Source organism: Rhodococcus sp. MH15, from assembly GCF_019266045.1.
GTDB classification, from domain to species: Bacteria; Actinomycetota; Actinomycetes; order Mycobacteriales; family Mycobacteriaceae; genus Rhodococcus_F; species Rhodococcus_F qingshengii.
Window position 1 is genome coordinate 421288 of record NZ_LPNP01000065.1, and the last position, 21201, is coordinate 442488.

Sequence of the window (21201 nt, forward strand, 5' to 3'; positions counted from 1 at the left end):
CATGACGAGGCGCTTCGAAGGACGCCGAGCGCTTGTCACCGGTTCCAGCCGCGGAATCGGTGCAGGCGTCGCAGAGAGGCTGGCAGCGGAAGGCGCTGACGTCGCTCTCGTGGCCCGGACGCTCGGCACGCATGCAACCCTGCCGGGCAGTCTCGAAGAGACTGCTGCTCGAATTGCCAAGTACGGAAACAAAGTCGAGATACTTGTCGCAGATCTGACGGACGAGCAGCAGCGCGACACCGTTGTGCCGCTGGCGATCGAGAAGCTTGGCGGGACGATCGACATCCTGGTGAACAACGCGGCAGCGGCGATCTATCAGCCGCTCTCGGATTACCCACTGCGGCGGCGACGGTTGATGTTCGAGGCAAATGTCCATGCACCGCTCGATCTGATGCAAGCCGTGGTGCCGGGGATGGTGGCAAACGGACACGGCTGGATCGTGAACGTGTCCAGTGGCACCGTCAAACCGTGGCATGGCCCGCCGTTCACGTGGGTCGAACCGGGAACTGCCATGACCGTGTACGGCGCCTCCAAAGCAGCGCTCAACAGGATGAGCAACGGCATGGGCGTGGAACTCTACGGCCAGGGGGTTCGCGTCAACACGGTTCAACCGCGGGCAGCGGTGCTCAGTGAGGGCGCCAGAGTCCTGGTCGGTGAGACTATCCGGCCGGATCAGGTCGAATCTATGGAAGAAATGGTGGAAGCGGTCACAGCGCTGTGTGATTGCGACACCGAGTTCACCGCGCGCTCGAGCGTCAGCTTGGACCTGATCGACGAGTGGTCCCTGACCGTGCGTGGTCTGGACGGCGCAGCATTACCGGAGAACCCAGCATTACGAACCGAGAAGTTGGCATGAAGCCCGTCATCGTGGACGCAGCACGAACGCCGTTCGGCAAGCGTGAGGGTTGGCTGTCCGGAGTCCACGCGGCGGAACTGTTGGGTTATGCGCAGAAAGGCGTGCTGGATCGGGTGGGCGTGGATCCTGGCGCGGTCGACCAGGTCATCGGCGGCTGTGTGACGCCTCTCGGTGAGCAGTTCGGAAACATCGTGCGTACGTCCTGGATGCATGCGGGCCTTCCGTTGAAAGCGGGCTGCACCACGATCGACGCGCAGTGCGGAACCGCGCAGCAATCGGTGCAGTTGATTGCCGGGCAGATTGCCATCGGTGCAGTCGGCGTGGGTGTGGCATGCGGTGTGGAACTGATGTCCCGCGCTCCGTTGACGTACAAGGTGGGTACCGGCCTCGGAACACCACGTCCGGAGTCGTGGTCACTCGATACCGTCGATCAGTACACCGCGGCCGATCGGATTGCTGTCAAGCGCGGTTTCAGCCGCGAGGATCTCGACTCCTTCGGGCTGCGCTCGCAGCAGCGAGCCGCAGCAGCATGGGAGGCAGGACGCTTCGACTCGCACATCATCGATGTGGTCGCTCCGGGCTCTGACGCTCCGGTCCATCGGGATCAGGGTCTGCGCGAATCGAGTCTCGAAGGACTCGCGAAACTGCGGACCGTTCAAGAGGGCGGATTGCACACCGCTGGAACGTCTTCGCAGGTCTCGGACGGTGCGAGTGCCGCTCTACTGATGTCCGAGGATCGAGCCAGGATGCTCGGCGTGCGGCCGCGGGCAAAGATATTGGCGCAGTGCGTCATCGGCGGAGACATCGAGTTCATGCTCGACGGCCCCGTGGACGCGGCAAACATCGTGCTCGGACGCACCGGTCTGACGATCGACGACATCGACCTGTTCGAGGTCAACGAGGCATTTGCTTCGGTACCGATGTCGTTCGCGCAGGTTCACGGCGTCGATCCCGAATTGCTGAACGTCAACGGTGGTGCGATCGCACTGGGCCACCCGGCCGGTGCAACCGGAATCAGACTGTTGGCCAATGTCATCGACGAACTGGAGCGCCGGGACAAGTCCATCGCACTGATCGCGATCTGCGCGTCCGCCGCAACCACCTGCCTGATTCTCGAACGCATCTGACAAGAACCGAAGATTGAGGAACCTGCCATGGCACTGCCCCTGCTCGAAGATCACCGTGACCTGGCGGAAGCGGTAGCCGCATTCGCGAACCGCTTCGGTGGAATCGCCGACACGCGCAGCAACGTCAAGCGGTACGCCGCCGGTGATCGGCCGGACTCGTGGGATGGATTGGTCCGTCAGGGACTGCACGCAGTGCACCTGCCGGAGCAGTACGGCGGTGACGGGGCAGGTCTTGCCGAACTGGCGGTGGTAGTCGAGCAATTGGGTGATGCGCTTTACCCGGGACCGTACGTTCCGACGGTCATCGCCAGTGGGATCCTCGCAAAAGCTGCCGGCCCAGCTGCGGAATCAATGCTGACCGAATTGGCTGCCGGTGCAACCGGAGCAGTCTGCACCGGCGTGGGATTGCGCGCGGCTCGCAGCGATGCAGGGTGGACCGTGAGCGGTTCTGCCGACCCGGCTCTAGGTCTACCCGGAGCCGATGTCGTTCTCGTGCAAGCGAACAGCGAAGACGGCGAGTTGTGGTTCCGGCTCGAGCAGTCGTCTTCCGCTGCGGTGGAGGTCGAAGACGGAGTGGATCTGACACGCTCGATCGGGACACTGACGTTGACCGACCACAAGGTCGACGCTGGGCTGATCGTCGAGGGTCTCCAGGCGCACCGAGTCGAACTGATCGTCAACACGGTGTTGGCTGCGGAGGCGAGCGGTATCGCCGGGTGGGCGCTACGCACCGCGGTCGACTATGTGAAGTCCCGGCAGCAGTTCGGCCGTCCGGTCGGAAGCTTCCAGGCAGTTCAGCACAAGGCGGCCATGATGCTGGTCCGCTCCGAGATTGCCTGTGCCGCAGCGTGGGACGCCGCTCGGTCCGAAGAGCACGACGAGGATCAACAGAGACTTGTCTCGGCTCAAGCTGCGTTGGCCGCTTTGCCCGTCGGCATCGAGAACGCCCTCGAATGTGTCACGTTGCTCGGCGGAATCGGATTCACCTGGGAGCATGACGCGCATCTGTACTGGCGCCGGGCAATCAGTATCGCTGCGGTGGCGGGTTCCGAGGTGAAGTGGGCACACACGTTGGGAGACCGGTCTGCCGATTCGGAACGGGATTTCTCCTTTGTCGACCCGGACATGCTGCCTGAACTACGAGAGCAGGTTCGCAGGGTTCTGGACGAGGTTGCGCTGCTGCCCGACGACGGAACCACCAGCGCCAGTTGGGCGCCGGCCAAGGGGAGCGCTCGACGCGCCCGATTTGCCGACGCCAAACTGGTAGCCCCGCACTATCGGGCGCCGTACGGGCTGGGAGCAGGACCGAGAGAACAGGCCGTCATCGCACACGAATTCGCGATGCGAGGTTGGGCTCAACCGTCCACGGTGATCGGGGAATGGGTGCTGCCCACGATTCTCGAACACGGCAACGCCGAGCAGCAGGACAGGTTCGTCGAGCCTTCGCTGCGCGCCGACATCATCTGGTGCCAGCTGTTCAGTGAGCCGGGCGCGGGATCAGACCTGGCCGGTCTGAGCACGAAAGCGCGCAAGGTCGACGGTGGCTGGGTCCTGTCGGGTCAGAAAGTGTGGAACTCGGGCGCGCACGAGGCCGATTGGGGAGTATGCCTGGCGCGTTCGGACGCCGACGCTCCGAAACATCGTGGGCTGTCGTACTTCCTGGTCGACATGACCTCGAAAGGCATCGACGTACGTCCGCTGAAACAAGCCACCGGTAAGTCGGAGTTCAACGAGGTATTCCTCGACGACGTCTTCGTCCCGGACGACTGCCTGGTGGCGGAGCCGGGGCAAGGGTGGAAGCTTGCTGCGACAACGCTGTCCAACGAACGCCTGAGTATGGGCAGCACGCTGCACCACGGTTCGAGTCGGCTGTTCCGTCAGGTTATTGCCGACGCGAGCCACGACTGCCCTCGCGTAGACGCAGTGGAGGGCCTCGGCCGCAGTATCTCTCGTGAGTTGGCACTGTCCGCGATGAATCTACGCGGGGTGTCGGCGCGACTGGCGGGTCAGGAACCGGGCTCCGAGATCAGCGTGTCGAAGGTGTACAACGCCCTGGCGCAGCGTGAGGGCTCGCGGGATCTGTTGCGACTGCTCGGACCTCGTGCCGCCGTTGTCGACCCGTCGGCGAATTACGCGATAGACCACATCGGACTTCCCTCGATTCTGTTCGGCGGCGGAACCGTCGAAATTCAACTCAACGTCATCGCGCAGCGCGTACTCGGCCTGCCGCGTTCGTAGATCTTAGGAGTTTCACCATGTACTTGGATTTGTCGGAGGAGTCGAAGACTCTGCGCAAGGAATTGCGGGCGTACTTCGCGGAGATCATCAACGACGAAGACCGCCGTGCTCTCGTGGATCAGACCGAAGGCGGCCCCGTCTTCGATCGCATTCTGCGCCGAATGGGTAAAGACGGTTGGCTGGGCTTGGGGTGGCCGGAGGAATTCGGCGGTCGGGGTGAGAACCCCGAAGCTCTGTACGTGTTCTACGACGAGGTGATTCGCGCCAATGCGCCGCTGTCGCTGGTCACGCTGAACACCGTCGGACCCGCTCTGATCAAGCACGGGACGCAAGCTCAGAAGGACTTCTTCCTGCGTCCGATCCTGGCGGGCGAGTTGATCTTTGCCATCGGCTACACCGAACCCAATGCGGGCACCGATCTCGCGGCCCTCGAAACACGCGCCCGCATCGAGGGTGACGAGCTTGTCATCAACGGCAACAAGATCTTCACCAGCGCCGGTGTGTTTGCCGACTGGGTCTGGCTTGCCGTTCGTACTGATCCTGACGCGCCTACGCATCAGGGCATTTCCGTGGTCCTGGTACCGACCAATTCGCCGGGGTTCTCGGTCACCGAAATTCACACCGTGGGCGGAATCAGCACTTCGGCAACCTATTACGAAGATGTTCGGGTGCCGATCACCAATGTCGTCGGTGAGCTCAATCAAGGGTGGAAGCTCATCACCAACCAGCTCAACCACGAACGTGTTGCCCTGGCCGCACGCGGTGGTATAGCCAACGAGCTCTTTGCCGAGGTGGTCGAATGGGCAAAGACCGAACCCGCCGGTGACGGCCACGTCTACGACATCGGTTGGGTACGTGAGAAATTGGCGGAAGTCTACGCGCTGCTCAGTGCTGCCGACCTGATGAACCTGCGACTGGTGGCGGACGTCGCCGCCAACACCTTGGGCGGCGGGGATTCGGCCGCGGCCAAGATCTTCGGTACCGAAGCCGTCGTCAGTGCGTACGGCATGCTGCAGGAAGTGCTGGGCGCCAAGGGCTTACTGCGCCCCGGCACACCCGGAGCGGTATTGGAAGGGCGGGTCGAGAACCTGGGTCGACGCGCCCAGAACAACACCTTCGGCGGTGGTACCAACGAAGTGATGCGTGAAATTGTCGCCGCAAAATGTCTGGGCATGGCGCTTGCTGCGCGTCGCCGGCCCGCTGCACAGAACGAAAAGAGCTGACATGGAATTCGAATTCGACGACAACTTGTCCGCCGTGCGGGATCTGAGTGAATCGATCTTCTCGGCGAAGTCCGGAGTGGACCGACTGCGGGAAGTGGAGGGCGCCGGCGGTTTCGACGCCGAACTGTGGAAGCTCCTCGCCGATTCCGACGTTCTGGGAATTCCTCTGCCAGAGGAGGTCGGGGGAGCGGGACTCGGAATGCTAGGCCTGGCAGCGGTGCTCGAACAACAGGGCCGCCGGGTCGCCCAGGTGCCGCTCTGGTCGGTGATTTCGACGGCAGCGCTGCCGATTGCCGAGTTCGGCAGTACGGAGCAGAAAGCGTCGTGGCTTCCTGGACTGCTCGACGGCTCGGTGATCGTCACCGGCGCCTTCGACACCGGCTACAACGCCGAGACGGCGGTTCGCGCCGAGTCGGCGCCTGACGGTTGGGTTCTGTCAGGCCGCGCCGACTCCGTGTCTGCCGCGGAGTTCGCGGCCGCGCTGGTGGTTCCGGTGACGATGCCGGACGGCAGTGTCAGCGTCATGATCGTGCCGACGGACCGGGACGCGCTGGTGCGTACACCGCTTGCGGTGACGAACCGCGAGAGCAACAGCGCTGTGCAGTTCGACGGCGTTGCGGTTACTGCAGCTGACGCACTTCCCGCAGACGGCGCGGTGGTTCGAGACTGGACGTTACGACGTGCGCGGGTCGCTCTGGCGGCCCTGGCTACCGGCGTCTGCGAGGAAGCGCTGGCGATGACGGCGAAATACACCTCCGAGCGAGTGCAATTCGGACGTCCACTCTCGACCAACCAGGCAGTTGCCGTCCGGGCCGCCGACGCGTACCTCGACACCGAGAGCACAAGATTGACCACCCACCGCGCTGCCTGGCTGATGGACAGCGGAGTCGAGAGTGAAGCGGAAGCGGCTGCGCTGGTCGCCAAATGGTGGGCGTCGCGCGGCGGTTTGCGTGTGGTGCACGCGACCCAGCACATGCACGGCGGAATCGGCGCGGATGTCGACTATCCGATTCACCGCTATTTCCTGTGGGGACGGCAGATCGCCTTCACTTTGGGGAGCGCGGGGGCGATAGGCGCCGAACTCGCCGATCAGTTGGAGATCCGAGCCCAGATCGGGGCGTCGGCGTGAATATCTGAGACGACAGGTTCCAGTCACGGGCAGCGCGTCGGCAATCATCGCGCTACTCTGCCCTTCGTGAATCGCGCCAGTTCGTTCATCAGGCCGTTGGTTCCGCGGGACCCGCACGAGCCGCACCGGGTGGCGACGCCGCTCGAACTGCTCACCGACCTCTGCTTCGTCGTGGCGGTCGCTCAAGCGGCCACCGGTCTGCACCACGCGATCAGCGAAGGGCACGCGGCTTCGGGCGTCGGGCACTTCGCGATGGCGTTTTTCGCGATCTGGTGGACGTGGCTGAATTTCACGTGGTTCACCTCGGCGTACGACAACGACGACGGAATCGCCCGGCTGCTGACCATATTCCAGATCCTCGGATCGCTGGTCCTTGCAGCCGGCATCGTCCGCTTCTTCAACGACGACGCCCTGCTGATCATCGTCGGCTACGTCATCATGCGAATAGCCCTGGTCATCCAATGGCTCAGGGTCTCGCGGAACGACCCCGAACATGCGCTCACGGCGCGTCGATACGCTCTCGGAATCGTGTTGGTCCAGATCGGTTGGATCGGTTTCTACTTCGTGCCGTCCGCCGTTTACGTCCCGACGTTCCTGGTGTTGGTTCTGTGCGAATTCGCGGTACCGATCTGGTCGGAGAAGCCGGGCATGACGCCGTGGCACCCGCATCACATCGCGGAGCGGTACTCGTTGTTCTTCATCATCGTTCTGGGCGAGACGATCCTTTCGACCACCATCGCGATTCAGGACGCCGTGGACGGTGAGCATCCGGCAGCGCAGGTCACCTACGTCGTGATCGGCGGCATTCTGATTGTCTTCAGCCTGTGGTGGTTGTACTTCCAACGCAATGCAGGCGAAGTGATCGGCGGTGACAACGTCTCACCCTTCGTCTGGGGGTTCGGTCACTACTTCATCTTCGCCGCCGCTGCCGCCATCGGTGCGGGGTTGGCCTCGCGCGTCGACTTCTGGACTCATCACGGTGACGGCAGCGCGTTGGTGACGGGTGCTGCCGTCACCGTTCCGGTCGCGGTCATCCTTGCCGCCTTGTGGTTCATCCACATTCGACTACACGACTCCTCGGTACGCACCCTCGTGCCGTTCTCGGTCGCGATAGTCGTCGTGCTCGGTGGTACCTACACCGCGGTGCCCGAACTGGTCGCGGGACTGGCCTGCGCCGCGCTGTTGGCCGTGGAACTGATTCTGACCGAGGGCAAATCCGAAACCGTCTGAGCGCTCATTCGGCGGCAAGGAATATCGCCTTGGTGACGGCGACGGTTTCCAACGGTCCCTTCGACGGTCCGACCAGCACGGTCCACCGATCTTCGGAACGATCTATCGGATAGCTGCTTTCGGACCACACGATGGGGGTATCCGTCCCTTGCCCTCGGCAGGAGTAGGCGCCCGCCAGGCTTGGGTTCGATTCGGGAGAGGGCCACGAACCGCCGTGCCGGACGCGGCAGAGGAGGCCGTTCTCGAGTTCGAGCCCGAAGGGAGTCGGGTCGGCGGGCGGCGGATAGGCCTCGACGCCGTCCACGCCTCGAGCGGTGATCAGTTCTGTTCCCCAGGGAAATTGCAGGCAGAGAATCGAATCGGGCTCCGGGCCGACCCAACACGCGTCCGCGCCGTCAGCGGTGATTCCGCAGGTGATGACTCCCGGCGTGACAGCCGACTGTGATGCTGCGTAGCACTCGCTGATCTTCATGGCCGGCGTTTGGACGCTCCAACCGGATTTGGGTTTGCCGGAACCGTCGACGGCAACAAGATTCACGATCTCGGTCGGGGTACCGCCTGCCGATGATCCCGCAGTCGCAGGCAAGCATCGGCAGAGGACTATGCGGGTGATCGTTCCCTCATCCGCCTTCTTGCCTTCGGGTGTGAAGGTGATGCGATAGCCGGTTCCCGCTTCGGTGTCGGCCGGAAAGACTGCGACCGATTCCCCGTCGGAATTGGTTGTGGCAGTGAAGGGACCGTAAAGTTCGGCGGCACGCTGCATCTTCTGGCCGACGGTCAGTCCGTCCAGTGTGGCAGCGCCGGTCCGGGGCGCGATTTCGACGAGAACGCCGTCGGTGAAGGTCAATTCGCAGTCCTGCCACTGGACGACCACTGTTCCGGTTTTCGATACCGGCGCAAGGTCGCCGGCGGCTTTCCGCGTTTCCTCCTCCGTCATGCCGATCCAAAGGTTGCGGAAGCCGCTGGTGGAGAGTCGCTCCCGTGCGGATTCGGGATCCGAGGCAACCGCCAGCCGTGCGGTGAGTTGCGCCGCGTTGGCAGCGTCGATCGCCATGCCCCCGGTTGCGTCGACGATGCACTTCAGCTGGGCGGACGCAGCGGCGTCGAGCTTGAATCCGATGGTGTGGATGGTCAGGTCAGGATCGTGGGGCATCGCTTCGGTGGACTCACACGGAGGTTCGGTCGAGCAGGTGTCCTCCCCGTCGGAGACGAGGATGATCGTGCGCTCACCATCGGCGGGGAGTGCGGCGGCGGCTTGTTGAAGCGCAGCCATGATCGGCGTGTATCCCGACGCGGACAACCCGTCGATTCCCGCTGCGAATGCATTTCGATCGAGTGGTCCGAGTGGCACGACGGTCTTGATGTCGCGGCAACCCGCGACCTTCTCGGCGTCGCTGCTACCCGTGGCGGTGCCGTACGCGATCAGACCGAGCGCAGCATCGTCTGGGAGGCCACTGACGAGAGTGTGAATCGCGTTCTTGGCGGCATCGATTCGAGGACCGGGAGCGTCGTCCTGCTTCATCGACCCCGAGGCGTCCAGCACGATGACGGTAGGCGCCGTTGCGCTCACTTCTGAAGCCGGATCAGCAGTGACACTTACCTGCTGGGTCCCGCCTGCTTCTTTGGGCCCGCCACTGCCCTGCGTCGAACACCCGACGGCAATGATCGCAGTCGCCGCAATACAGATCGCCACACGAAGACGCATGGAACGAGGCTACGAGCTGACGTGGCCGGCCAACAGTCGTCCGAACGGACGACACTGGCTCAGCGAATCGCGAGTCGCTCCTTGCGGAGCTTGTCGACCTCGGGCAGATGCAGGGGTTCAAGCTCGTTCACACCCAAGGCGCGCATGAGCAGGAGGTCCGCTAGTTCGGGGTTGCGAGCCAAAGCGGGTCCGTGCATGTACGTCCCGATCACCGAACCCTGCACGACGCCTTCGAATCCGTCACCGACGCCGTTTCCGACACCATGGGTGACACGTGCGAATCCAGAGGCTGAGCTACCCAGAGTTGTTCCGCCGCGATGGTTCTCGAACCCCGAGAGGGGCGCGGTGAGTCCGTCGATCAACGGCTTCGTGATGACTTCGCCGATGGAACGCTTCTCCTGCGGCGAGGTCGTGACGTCGAGCATCGAGACACCTTCGACGCGTTCGCCGCTGGAGGTTTCGTACCAGTTGCCGAGCACCTGAATGGCAGCGCAGATCGCCAGAACCGGTGCGCCACGCTCTGCGGCGCGTTGCAGACCAGGGTATTTCGCGAGGTGACGCGTTGCGAGGCGCTGAGCGGAATCCTCGGCGCCACCCAACGTGTACACGTCGAGCGAATCGGGGACCGGATCGCTGAGGGTGATGTCCACGATTTCGGCGTCGTAGCCGCGCATCCGCAGACGCTGACGCAGGATCAGAGCATTGCCGCCGTCGCCGTAGGTGCCCATGACGTCGGGGAGTACCAGACCGATGCGAACTGTCGAGTCAGACATTGCGAGACTCCTTCGCGATGGCAGTGTTGAGGTCACGGAAGGCCGTGTAGTTCGCCAGTACCTCCACACGTCCGGGAGGGCAGGAAGCGATGGCGCGCAACGGGTCCGGGTCGAGAGTGTGCTCGACGCCCGCGTACGTGAGGCGAACTGCCAGATCTGTTCCGCGTTCACCGGCGGCCACTACCTTGACACCTTCGAAGTGCTCGAACTTCACGTCCCACAGCCAGGAGAGGTCCTCGCCGTCCGGCACCTGACCGTTCACCGCGATGACCAGACCGTCCACCGTGGGATCGATCATCGACAGCGCTTCCTGCCAGCCGGCGGGATTCTTCGCGAGCAGCATGTGAACGGAGTGCGGTCCGACCTCGACGGTGCTGTATCGACCTGCGACTTCTTGAACCGTCGATGCGGCGGCAACTGCCCCGACCGGATCTGCACCCAAAGCCGCTGCAGCCGCTACGGCCTGAGCTGCGTTGCCGCGGTTGGCTTTTCCGGGGAGGGTCAACGTCATCGGAATCTTCAGGCCGTCGGGGCCGTAGAGATTGTCGTCGTCGAGCCACCAGGTCGGCTCGGGCCGCGCGAAGTCGGAACCGGTACTGCGCCAGTGCTTTCCCTCCCACACGATGGGTTCGCCGGTGCGCGGGCAGCTGACGGAATCGCCGGCCCAACCGCCGCCGGCAGCAACCCACACGACGTTGGTGGCGTCGTATGCCACGGAGGTGACCAGTACGTCATCGCAGTTGGCGACGATCACCGCGTTCGGATGAGCATTGACGCACGCGCGGAGCTTCCGCTCGATCATGTTGATCTCGCCGACCCGGTCGAGCTGATCGCGGCTGAGGTTGAGCAGCACGATCACTTCCGGGTTCACGGCGTCGGCTACGTGGGGGACGTGCAGTTCGTCGACCTCGAGTGCCGCCAGCGTCGCATCGGTACGCGCGGCCAGGGCGGCCACGATCCCGGCATCCATGTTGGCGCCGTCGGCCTGCGTGGCGACGTCACCGAGTGTCGCGAGCGCTGCGGCGGTCATACGCGTGGTCGTCGACTTGCCGTTGGTGCCGGTGACCACGACGGTGCGCTTGCCGCGTCCGAGCTGAGTCATGAGCGTCGGGTCGATCTTGAGGGCGATCAGCCCGCCGATCATCGAACCCTTGCCGCGACCGGCCTTCTGCGATGCCCAAGATGCTGCTGCGGCAGCTCGCATGGCGAGCTTTCCGCGCGCTGTGATCGATAGTCCAGTTCCCACGGCCCGAGTTTGGCACAGGGCGTCGTCAGACGCCGAGTCGCGCCGGTGGTGAGGCTGCAGGTGTGTCCGAGAAAACAGTGTTCGCGGGCTTACGTCTCATCTGTGCGGCGCTCGCTCCGGCGATCACGATGACCGCCCCGACCAGTGACAACGGGCTCGGATCCTCGTGCAGGAACAGCCAGGACGCGCCGATTCCCACGACTGGCACCAGCAAGGAGAGCGGCGCCACCATGCCGGCGGGATAGCGGCCCATGAGCATCGTCCAGAGCCCGGATCCGGCGATGGTGCCGAGCAGAATGATGTAGGCCAGCCCGACCAGCGACGGCCAGGCGTCGGCGCTGAATGCGGTGCCGAGTGCGTGCCAGCCGACTGTGGGGCCTTCGACCACGGCTGACAGAGCGAGCATCGGTAACGGCGGGATGACACACATCCACAACATCAAGCGCATCGGTGCAGGCTCGCCGACGGTGTTTGCCGCAGCCAAGCGGCTGCCGAGATTGCCGAACGCCCAGGACAGGCCGCCGAGGAGTGTGAGGACGACGGGCAGCAGTGCCGCGTGGTGCGAGCGGTCCCAGCCGATCAAGGACATCCCGCCAACGGCGACGGCGATACCGGAGACCTGCCAGACGCTGAGCTTCTCGCGGAGCAGGAAAGCGCCGAGTAGGACGGTGAACGGTGCTGACGACTGCAGGACAAGTGATGCAAGGCCCGTCGGCATCCCCGAATGCATCGCCCAGAAGAGGAAGACGAACTGGCCGAATCCGAAACCGAATCCGTAGAGCAGCAGCCAGCAGAGCGGCACCTGTGGACGCGGCACGAAGATGACCACCGGAATCGCGATGATCAGAAACCGCAGCGCTGCGAAGAAGAACGGCGGGAAATGATCCAGGCCGACGCGAATGGCCAGGAAGTTCAGACCCCACAAGACGATCACGGTCAGGCCGAGGAGACGGTCGCGGGGAGTCATGCGTTAATCGTGAGCCTTACGAAGCATCAGAACAAGCGAATATAGATGCACTATCCATGTAGTTTTGCTACATGGATATTCGTCACCGTGTGGATGCCACGCGCTTGCGAATCCTCCGCGAGCTCGCCGACCGAGGAACCGTCGGCGCTACTGCTCTCGCCCTCTCGATGACGCCTTCCGCCGTCTCGCAACAACTCAAGATCCTCGGACGAGAAGCGGGGGTCTCGCTCCTCGAACCGGACGGGCGCACGCTGCGCCTCACCGACGCGGGTCGAGCGCTGGTGCTTCGCGCCGACGACGTGGTGGCGGCGCTAGACCGGGCGGCGGACGAGATGGCGTCGTACCGAGGCTCGCCGCGGGGAAAGGTGCGAGTCGCGTTCTTTCCCTCCGGCGCGGCGCTCCTGCTGCCCGGTGTCCTGACGGCGCTGAAGAACTCGGACGTGGACATCGACGCCTACGACGTCGACAAACCGGCGTCCGCTGTCCCTGGGCTGTTGGCCGATCACGATGTGATCCTCACCCACCGTGACGAACGCGGAGCCGAGACGTCGTTTCCCCGGGTCAGCGTGCAACCGCTGATGCGTGAACCGATCGATCTGGTGCTGCGGCCTGATCATCCACTCGCCGAGCAGGATTCGGTCCGGCTGGAACAATTGGCCGACGAGAACTGGATAAGCGTGCGCGGCGGGTTTCCGGTCGACGACGTTCTGCTGTCGGTTGCGTCGGTAACCGGCGTCCAGCCTCGCGTCGCTCATCGGATAAACGATTTCCGCGTCATTGAAGAGCTGGTGGCGGCGGGCCACGGCGTGGCTTTGATGCCGCGATACGCGATCACGCATCCCGGAGTTTCGAGGAAACCGGTGGCGGGAGTGCGCGCTGCACGAGTTTATGAATTGGCAACTCGGTTACACGCCAACCGCAGTCCGGCTATCGGAGTCGTGCTCGACGCCTTTCGTGACGTCGCGCGTGCTGTCGGTGAATGAAGGCTGTCGGTGAATGAAGGGCCGTTGGTGAATGAACGGCTGTCGGTGAATGAGCAGCTGTTGGTGAATGAACACAAAACGGGAGCGACACAATTAGTGTCGCTCCCGTTCGGTAGTGCAATCCTCACGGTTTAGTGAGGGTCGCTTAGTGAGGGCCGGTATCAGGCGAGAGCCTTGGCCTTCAGTGCTGCGAATTCTTCTTCACTGATGGTGCCGGCGTCGAGAAGTGCCTTTGCATCTGCGATGGATTCGGCCGGGGACTTTCCGGCAACCTCACGGATGTAGCTGTCCTGTGCGTTCTTGACCTGCTGCGCAGCCTCGAGGGACCGCTGTGCCATTCCGTCACTGCGAACGATCAGGTAGACGAGCGAGGTGAGCAGCGGAATGAAGAACAGGAAGACGATCCAGATTGCCTTCACCCAGCCGGAGGTCTTGTGATCGCGGAACAGGTCGGTGATGATCGAGAAGAGCAGGATCAAGTACGCGATGAACGCGAAGCTGATGATGATCAGCCAGAGGAAGTCCCAAAAGGAATCCATTGTCGAGCTCCATTTCACAAGTCGGATTTGTCTGAGCTGACTATCTCACGCGCACGTGGCGTCTGCATCATCCTCGATGGGTGAATTCTTTTTGTTAACTTCGCTAACCGACTCTTTCGGGACCAATGTCATGCCGAATCGAAAACATCGACCGAAAATCTTCAGTGCTCTGAAAACGACCCTGGCCCCACCCGAAAATCGGGTGAGACCAGGGATTGTTCACGAGTCAGGAGCTGAGTGTCAGCTGGCGCGGTTCACTGCCGAGACCACAGCGCGCAGCGAGGCCGTCGTGATCGACGTGGCGATACCCACACCCCAGACGACGGTGCTCTGACCCTCCGGGCCCGTCACGGCGCACTCGACGTAGGCCGCGGCCTGGGCGTCGTCACCGGCGGACATCGCGTGCTCGGAGTAGTCGAGGACACGAACGTCGAAGTTGATGCTTCCCAGCGCGTCGACGAAGGCAGCGAGCGGGCCGTTGCCGGTTCCCGAGATCTCCTGCTCCTTGCCGTTCACCTTGACGATCGCGGTGATCGCATCGGTGCCGCCGTCCTCCTCGGACGCGGTGACCTTCTGCTTCATGCGCTCGAGCGGGGTGATGGGAGCGAGGTACTCCTCGTGGAAGACATCCCACATTTCCTTCGGCGAGACCTCGCCGCCCTCGCCGTCGGTGATCTTCTGGACCGACTGCGAGAACTCGACCTGCAGACGACGCGGCAGCACCAGACCGTGATCGGCCTTCATGATGTATGCGACGCCGCCCTTGCCGGACTGCGAGTTCACACGGATGACGGCCTCGTAGCTGCGGCCGACGTCCTTCGGGTCGATCGGCAGGTAGGGGACCTGCCAGAGAATGTCGTCGACGTCGGAGTTCTGGCTGTCGGCGTCGACCTTCATGGCGTCGAGGCCCTTGTTGATCGCGTCCTGGTGGCTGCCGGAGAACGCGGTGTAGACCAGGTCGCCGCCGTACGGATGACGCTCGTGGACGGGCAGCTGGTTGCAGTACTCGACCGTGCGACGGATCTCGTCGATGTTCGAGAAATCGATCTGCGGATCGACGCCGCGCGTGAACATGTTCAGAGCGAGAGTGACCAGGCAGACGTTGCCGGTGCGCTCACCGTTGCCGAACAGGCAGCCTTCGATGCGGTCCGCGCCGGCCTGGTAGCCCAGCTCGGCTGCAGCGACACCCGTGCCGCGGTCGTTGTGGGGGTGCAGCGACAGGATGACCGAATCGCGGCGGGCCAGGTTGCGGTGCATCCACTCGATGGAGTCGGCATACACGTTGGGTGTAGCCATCTCGACGGTGGCGGGCAGGTTCAGGATGACCGGGTTGGCCGGCGTCGCACCCAGGGTTTCGGTGACGGCGTCACATACTTCCTTGGCGTACTCGAGCTCGGTGCCGGTGTAGGACTCGGGCGAGTATTCCCAGCGCCAGTTCGTGTCCGGGTACTTCTTCGACTCGGCGAGGACCAGTTCGGCGGCGTCGGTGGCGATCTTCTTGATCGTGTCCTTGTCGGCGCGGAACACGACGCGGCGCTGCAGAATCGAGGTGGAGTTGTAGAAGTGCACGATCGCGTTCTCGGCACCTTCACAGGCCTCGAACGTGCGCTTGATCAGCTCGGGACGCGACTGCGTCAGCACCTGGATGGTGACGTCGGACGGGATGGCGCCGTCCTCGATGATCTCGCGAACGAAATCGAAGTCCGTCTGGCTCGCGGACGGGAAGCCGACCTCGATCTCCTTGTAGCCCATACGAACCAGGAGATCGAACATACGACGCTTGCGCGCCGGGCTCATCGGATCGATCAGCGCCTGGTTGCCGTCGCGCAGGTCAACGGCACACCACTGGGGTGCTCGGTCGATGATCTTGTCCGGCCAGGTGCGGTCGGGCAGCGTGACCGTCTCGACCTCTTCGGCGAACGGGCGGTAGCGGAACGTCGGCATCGACGAGTTCTTCTGCGTGTTCCACGCAGGCTGGTCGAACGGTGCCGGCTTCGTGGGCGGGGTGATGGTGCGAGTGCCGGTGGTGAATGCGTCAGCGGGGGACATGGGTGTGATCTCCAGGATTGTGGACCCGGCCTGTTGACCTGTTGGTCAAGACCATGAGTCCGGAAGGCTTGGTCGACCGGCGCACAAAAACCCCGCGGCGGGAGGCCAGTCTGGATCAGACCCCGTCGCGGCAACCAAGAAGGAGTGCGCGCTGCATGCACAGCACTCTACTCCTGGATTTCGCGAGAAATCGGTGGGGTTCGCCCTCATGTCCAATTTGTCGCCGAATTGTGCTGCCGTTTCGGCCCCGAAAATGGTGGACTGTCGTCCATGGATCCCCGAATCGCCGTGGCGAGCACGTACCTCGACGCGCTCCGCAGTCACGATGGCAGTTCCGTACCGCTGGCTCCGGACGCGGTACGCCACGAGGTCGGGCTCAAGACCGGATTTTCGGGGAATCATTTGCGGCGCAGCCTTTCCGGAGGTCCTCAGTATCGCGTGATCCGCGACATTCGTGAGGTGGAGTGGACGGTCGACGGGGACGACCTGACGGCTGACTACCTCCTCGACGCCGGGTTGTTCGGGCGGAACCTGATGACCGTTCGGGTTACCGAGACCTTCCGGATACCCGCTGACGATCACCGCATTCACCACATCACCGCGAAGATTCGACCGGCGCGCGCCAAGCACACGTGATGCGCTCGATCCGCTGGATCGTCTGTTCACTGCTGATCGTTCTCGCTGGTCTCGGTGCTGCCGGCTCGGTGCTCGCGCTGTTCGTCCACACCCAGGTGAACGACACCGACAGTTACGTCGAGACGGTTGCCCCGTTGGCTTCCGAACCTGCTGTCCAAGCGGCTGTCGTTGATCGGCTGACCGAGGAACTGACGCAGCGGTTGGACCGGTTTCCGCAGGTGGTGACGAGACAAGCCGAGAAACTTGTTCGGGAGGCGGCTCAGTCGTTGGTCTCCAGCGACCAGTTCGCGACGCTCTGGACCGCGGCCAACCGTCAGGCGCACGCGCAACTTGCTGCGATGGTGACCGGCAGAGCCACCGACGGCATCGTTCGGTCCGACGACAGCGGAACAGTCACCTTGTCCCTCGAGCCGATCATGACAGAACTGCGGACGAACCTCCGCGATCGAGGATTCACCGTCGTCGATCGTCTTCCGACGTTCGATCCGCAGTTCGAGATCCTGCAGTCCGACGAGCTGGTGCGGGCCCAGGACCTCTCGAACACTCTCGACCGGGCAGCGGCCTGGCTGCCGTGGGTGTCGCTGGCCTGTGCGATCGCGGCCGTCGCAGTTGCGCCGAGGCGAATGCGCGCACTGTCCCTGGTCGGGCTGGCGACGGCGGTGGCGATGATCGCCCTGTTGGTGGCGCTGGCCGTCGTGCGGCGAGCCTATTTACAGAATTCAGACATACCGTCATCTGAGGCGGCAGTCGCGGTGTACGACGCGCTGGCAGTTTCGCTGGTCAGCAGTATCCGCGTGCTTCTCGCCTGCGGAGTTGCCGTCGCGGTGGTCGGTTACGTTGCCGGTGGCTCGCGTTCTGCGACGTTGATGCGATCGCGGATCTCGCAACTGATCCCGCGCGGATCTGAGGCGAACAGCAGTACGCATCGGGAAGTCCCAGGACCACCTCGGTAAGCTCGACCTCTGGTATCTGTAAACAATTTCGACCTGGAGGTAGAAACGCGTGGCTCTCGTCGTCCAGAAGTACGGCGGATCCTCGGTGGCAACCGCCGAGCGCATCCGACGAGTCGCTGAACGGATCGTCGAGACCAAGAAGGCCGGCAATGATGTCGTCGTCGTGGTGTCAGCGATGGGCGATACCACCGATGAGCTGCTCGATCTGGCTCAGCAGGTGTGCCCTTCCCCGCCGGCCCGTGAAATGGACATGCTGCTGACCTCGGGTGAGCGCATCTCCAACTCCTTGGTAGCGATGGCAATTCACTCCCTCGGCGCCGAAGCTCGTTCGTTCTCGGGCTCACAAGCCGGAGTCATCACGACCGGCAGCCACGGAAACGCCAAGATCATCGACGTCACGCCGGGCCGTGTTCGCACTGCGCTGGACGAAGGCTCGATCGTTCTGGTCGCCGGATTCCAAGGCGTCAGCCAGGACAGCAAGGACATCACGACGCTCGGACGCGGTGGCTCGGACACCACTGCCGTGGCGTTGGCAGCTGCACTCAACGCCGACGTCTGCGAGATCTACACCGACGTCGACGGCGTTTTCTCCGCCGATCCGCGCATCGTCCCCGACGCTCACCGCCTCGAGACGGTTTCCTTCGAGGAAATGCTCGAACTCGCAGCGTGTGGTGCCAAGGTGCTCATGCTCCGGTGCGTCGAGTACGCCCGTCGTTACAACGTGCCTGTGCACGTCCGTTCGTCATACACCACCAAGCCCGGAACAATCGTGTCCGGATCGATGGAGGACATTCCTGTGGAAGAGGCCCTGATCACCGGAGTCGCGCACGATCGCGGCGAAGCCAAGATCACCGTTGTCGGATTGCCGGACACACCGGGACACGCTGCCAAGGTGTTCCGCGCAGTCTCCGATGCCGAGATCAACATCGACATGGTGCTGCAGAACATCTCCAAGGTGGAGACCAACAAGACGGACATCACCTTCACGCTTCCGACGGCCGACGGCCCCCGCGCCGTCGAGATCCTGACCAAGCGTCAGGAAGACATCGGCTTCACGCAGATCTTGTTCGACGACCACATCGGCAAGGTTTCCCTGGTCGGCGCCGGAATGCGGAGCCACCCGGGCGTCACCGCCACGTTCTGCGAGGCGCTGGCCAAGGCAGACATCAACATCGACCTCATCTCGACCTCTGAGATCCGCATCTCAGTGCTGGTCAAGGACACCGAATTGGACGACGCTGTACGTGTCATCCACGACGCTTTCGGGCTCGGTGGCGAAGAAGAAGCAGTAGTACACGCTGGAACGGGACGGTAATTTCTCATGACGACTATCGCTGTTGTCGGTGCGACCGGTCAGGTCGGCATCGTCATGCGCACTTTGCTCGAAGAGCGGAACTTCCCCGCGGACAAGGTGCGGTTCTTCGCATCTGCACGCTCCGCCGGTAAGAAGCTGCCCTTCCGCGGCGAAGAGATCATCGTCGAGGATGCGGCCGCCACATCGGATGAGGACCTGAAGGGCATCGACATCGCCCTGTTCTCAGCCGGTGCGACGCTCTCGCGCGCCCAGGCTCCTCGCTTCGCTGCTGCCGGCGCGACCGTTGTCGACAACTCTTCGGCATGGCGCAAGGATCCCGAGGTTCCCCTCGTGGTCAGCGAGGTCAACCCGCAGGACACGAAGAACCTGGTCAAGGGCATTATCGCGAACCCCAACTGCACCACCATGGCAGCGATGCCGGTGCTGAAGGTTCTGCACGACGAAGCCGGTCTGCAGCGTCTGATCGTCTCCAGCTACCAGGCCGTGTCCGGTAGCGGCATCGCCGGCGTCGAGGAACTCCTCGGCCAGGTGCGCGCCGTAGTCGGAGACGCGGAGAAGCTGGTTCACGACGGCAGTGCCGTCGACTTCCCGGCCCCGAACAACTACGTCGCCCCCATCGCGTTCAACGTCCTGCCTCTCGCAGGTTCGCTGGTCGACGACGGAAGCGGCGAGACCGACGAGGATCAGAAGCTCCGCAACGAGAGCCGCAAGATCCTCGGACTTCCCGATCTGTTGGTTTCGGGTACGTGCGTGCGCGTTCCCGTCGTGACCGGGCACTCGCTCGCGATCAACGCAGAGTTCGCCAACCCGCTCTCGGTTGCTCGCGCCAAGGAGATCCTCGCCGACGCTCCGGGCGTCGAGCTGGTCGAGGTTCCGACGCCGCTGGCCGCTGCCGGTGGCAACGCGTCGCTGGTCGGTCGTATCCGTCAGGATCCGGGTGTCCCGGAGGGACGCGGACTCGCGCTCTTCGTTTCGGGCGACAACCTGCGTAAGGGTGCCGCGCTCAACACGATTCAGATTGCCGAGCTGTTGGTCGGCTAGATCTTTCGTTCGGTACCGGCCCCGCACCTAGGTGTGGGGCCGGTGTCGTTTCGACAGGCGCTCTAGTCGAGTTCGGAAATGGCGACCAGGCCACCGAGGTACTCGGCATCCGAATACGCTTTGGCGAGTAGCGCTCCGAGCTCACCGAGAGCTCCGTTGTCGCTGCCGTACGCAACAAACATGCCCGCTTCGGGATCGGTGCCGAAGCGGCCCTCCAGATGCGGTGCATCGCGGCCTACCACTGCGTGGGCGACCGACGCCCAGTCGTAACCGGAGCCTTCGAAACCCTCTACCTGCTCGAATATCGATGCCACCTTGCCGAAATGCTGGTCGGTGAGCATCAGTGACCAGTTGCCCGGAGACGTTTCGAAAAGCTGTAGCGGTTCGATCGATGGTGATGTCATGCGTGTATTGAAGCAGATCCGACCGACAGGTTTCAGTCGGCCGCTAACGCCCGACCGATTGGGCGAGGGCCACGGCAAAACTGGAAAGTCGTTCTCGGGTATAGGTTTCGGGGTCGCTGACGGCCAGTCGTCCGAGCATTTCGGCGAACGACATCATGGTGTGTGCGAGGAGAACCGGATCAAGGCCTTCGAGCTTCGACTCGAGGGCAATCCCGGCGCGGGCCAGTTCTTCGGCGCGGGCGAAGACAGCTCCGCGAGAGAGCTTCAACAAGCCGTGATACTCGCTGGGGGCGTTCTCGACAGACGTCAGAATCAGGCGCCAGCGCGTCGGGTTCTCCAGTACGGCGTCGACGAAGGCGCCGACGGTCCCGGTGTACGACGCCGCTGGGCCGAGTTCGCTCAGATCTGTCGGCATGGTTTCGAGCACCTGAGCGATGGCTCGCTCGTGCTCGCGGCGCAGCAGTGCAGCGACGAGATCGGTCCTGGTATCGAAAATCGTGTAGAGGACGGGCTTGCCGACACCGGCTTCGGCAGCGACGGATTCCATGCTGAGGTTGTGCAGGCCAACGCGGCCGGTGACCTCGAATGCTGCGTCGAGGAGCTGCTCGCGACGTTGCTCGGGCGCCATGCGAGGGGCGTACTTGCGCCGCGGTGTATCCGTTGCGTCAGCTTGTGACCTGGTCATCGTGTGCATCACCTCCGCTCTCACCCTAATCTGCCTGCCACTTCTTCGTGAATAATACGCAACCGTTGTATTCATCGTCTGCAATTGTTACGGTGGCGTTGT

General features: G+C 63.3%; 19 protein-coding genes. 11 read left to right on the plus strand and 8 right to left on the minus strand.

Annotated features, from left to right (window positions below; all coding sequences use genetic code 11):
- The first annotated feature begins 1 nt into the window (after position 1).
- From ATN37_RS16405 to ATN37_RS16430, 6 genes are all read left to right on the plus strand, one after another.
- Positions 2 to 856 carry an SDR family oxidoreductase gene (locus ATN37_RS16405; protein WP_218695392.1) on the plus strand — a complete coding sequence of 285 codons (855 nt, stop codon included), beginning with the start codon at positions 2 to 4 and terminating at the stop codon, positions 854 to 856.
- A complete protein-coding gene (locus ATN37_RS16410; protein ID WP_218695393.1) occupies positions 853 to 1983 on the plus strand; it encodes a steroid 3-ketoacyl-CoA thiolase in 1131 nt (376 codons plus the stop codon). Before ATN37_RS16405 ends, ATN37_RS16410 begins: the two co-directional genes overlap by 4 nt.
- Positions 1984 to 2010: 27 nt before the next feature.
- Positions 2011 to 4221 (plus strand): acyl-CoA dehydrogenase, encoded by a 2211-nt coding sequence (locus tag ATN37_RS16415; RefSeq protein ID WP_218695394.1) that lies wholly within the window; start codon positions 2011 to 2013, stop codon positions 4219 to 4221.
- Positions 4222 to 4238: 17 nt separating this feature from the next.
- Positions 4239 to 5444, plus strand: coding sequence for an acyl-CoA dehydrogenase family protein (locus ATN37_RS16420; protein WP_058038230.1), 1206 nt, complete (start codon positions 4239 to 4241; stop codon positions 5442 to 5444).
- Between the two features lies 1 nt (position 5445).
- Complete coding sequence (locus ATN37_RS16425) at positions 5446 to 6573, plus strand: acyl-CoA dehydrogenase family protein (RefSeq protein ID WP_050656969.1); 1128 nt, start codon at positions 5446 to 5448, stop codon at positions 6571 to 6573.
- Between the two features lie 66 nt (positions 6574 to 6639).
- Complete coding sequence (locus ATN37_RS16430) at positions 6640 to 7803, plus strand: low temperature requirement protein A (protein ID WP_218695395.1); 1164 nt, start codon at positions 6640 to 6642, stop codon at positions 7801 to 7803.
- Between the two features lie 4 nt (positions 7804 to 7807).
- On the opposite strand, the gene ATN37_RS16435 is transcribed toward ATN37_RS16430, so the two are convergent.
- From ATN37_RS16435 to ATN37_RS16450, 4 genes are read right to left on the minus strand one after another with little or no spacing between them, the layout of a single operon-like run.
- The gene (locus tag ATN37_RS16435; RefSeq protein ID WP_218695396.1) at positions 7808 to 9508 is read right to left on the minus strand and encodes a VWA domain-containing protein; all 1701 of its coding nucleotides are present in this window, start codon (positions 9506 to 9508) and stop codon (positions 7808 to 7810) included.
- Between the two features lie 59 nt (positions 9509 to 9567).
- The gene (locus ATN37_RS16440; protein ID WP_003943465.1) at positions 9568 to 10281 is read right to left on the minus strand and encodes a type 1 glutamine amidotransferase; all 714 of its coding nucleotides are present in this window, start codon (positions 10279 to 10281) and stop codon (positions 9568 to 9570) included.
- Complete coding sequence (locus ATN37_RS16445; protein WP_003943457.1) at positions 10274 to 11527, minus strand: MurT ligase domain-containing protein; 1254 nt, start codon at positions 11525 to 11527, stop codon at positions 10274 to 10276. Before ATN37_RS16445 ends, ATN37_RS16440 begins: the two co-directional genes overlap by 8 nt.
- A gap of 25 nt (positions 11528 to 11552) precedes the next feature.
- Complete coding sequence (locus tag ATN37_RS16450) at positions 11553 to 12494, minus strand: EamA family transporter (protein WP_218695397.1); 942 nt, start codon at positions 12492 to 12494, stop codon at positions 11553 to 11555.
- A gap of 89 nt (positions 12495 to 12583) precedes the next feature.
- On the opposite strand from ATN37_RS16450, the gene ATN37_RS16455 reads away from it, so the two are divergent.
- On the plus strand, positions 12584 to 13477 hold the full coding sequence (locus ATN37_RS16455) for a LysR family transcriptional regulator (RefSeq protein WP_003943476.1): 894 nt from the start codon (positions 12584 to 12586) through the stop codon (positions 13475 to 13477).
- Positions 13478 to 13638: 161 nt separating this feature from the next.
- Here ATN37_RS16455 and ATN37_RS16460 read toward each other — a convergent pair whose 3' ends face one another.
- Both ATN37_RS16460 and leuA read right to left on the minus strand, forming a co-directional pair.
- Entirely contained in the window at positions 13639 to 14016 is a 378-nt protein-coding gene (locus ATN37_RS16460; protein ID WP_003943489.1) for an SHOCT domain-containing protein, read from the minus strand.
- Between the two features lie 240 nt (positions 14017 to 14256).
- The gene (gene leuA / locus ATN37_RS16465) at positions 14257 to 16065 is read right to left on the minus strand and encodes a 2-isopropylmalate synthase (RefSeq protein ID WP_218695398.1); all 1809 of its coding nucleotides are present in this window, start codon (positions 16063 to 16065) and stop codon (positions 14257 to 14259) included.
- A gap of 270 nt (positions 16066 to 16335) precedes the next feature.
- On the opposite strand from leuA, the gene ATN37_RS16470 reads away from it, so the two are divergent.
- Genes ATN37_RS16470 through ATN37_RS16485 form a run of 4 tightly spaced genes read left to right on the plus strand, consistent with a single transcriptional unit; the run spans position 16336 to position 20010 of the window.
- The gene (locus ATN37_RS16470; RefSeq protein WP_003943492.1) at positions 16336 to 16701 is read left to right on the plus strand and encodes a hypothetical protein; all 366 of its coding nucleotides are present in this window, start codon (positions 16336 to 16338) and stop codon (positions 16699 to 16701) included.
- Positions 16701 to 17654, plus strand: coding sequence for a hypothetical protein (locus ATN37_RS16475; RefSeq protein WP_047271599.1), 954 nt, complete (start codon positions 16701 to 16703; stop codon positions 17652 to 17654). Before ATN37_RS16470 ends, ATN37_RS16475 begins: the two co-directional genes overlap by 1 nt.
- A 49-nt stretch (positions 17655 to 17703) precedes the next feature.
- The gene (locus ATN37_RS16480; protein ID WP_003943494.1) at positions 17704 to 18969 is read left to right on the plus strand and encodes an aspartate kinase; all 1266 of its coding nucleotides are present in this window, start codon (positions 17704 to 17706) and stop codon (positions 18967 to 18969) included.
- A 6-nt stretch (positions 18970 to 18975) separates the two neighbouring features.
- Positions 18976 to 20010, plus strand: coding sequence for an aspartate-semialdehyde dehydrogenase (locus ATN37_RS16485; protein WP_042447794.1), 1035 nt, complete (start codon positions 18976 to 18978; stop codon positions 20008 to 20010).
- A gap of 62 nt (positions 20011 to 20072) precedes the next feature.
- Here ATN37_RS16485 and ATN37_RS16490 read toward each other — a convergent pair whose 3' ends face one another.
- Positions 20073 to 20414 (minus strand): Imm51 family immunity protein, encoded by a 342-nt coding sequence (locus tag ATN37_RS16490; RefSeq protein WP_003943507.1) that lies wholly within the window; start codon positions 20412 to 20414, stop codon positions 20073 to 20075.
- 43 nt (positions 20415 to 20457) lie between these two features.
- A complete protein-coding gene (locus ATN37_RS16495; RefSeq protein ID WP_007731498.1) occupies positions 20458 to 21108 on the minus strand; it encodes a TetR/AcrR family transcriptional regulator in 651 nt (216 codons plus the stop codon).
- Between the last annotated feature and the right edge of the window lie 93 nt (positions 21109 to 21201).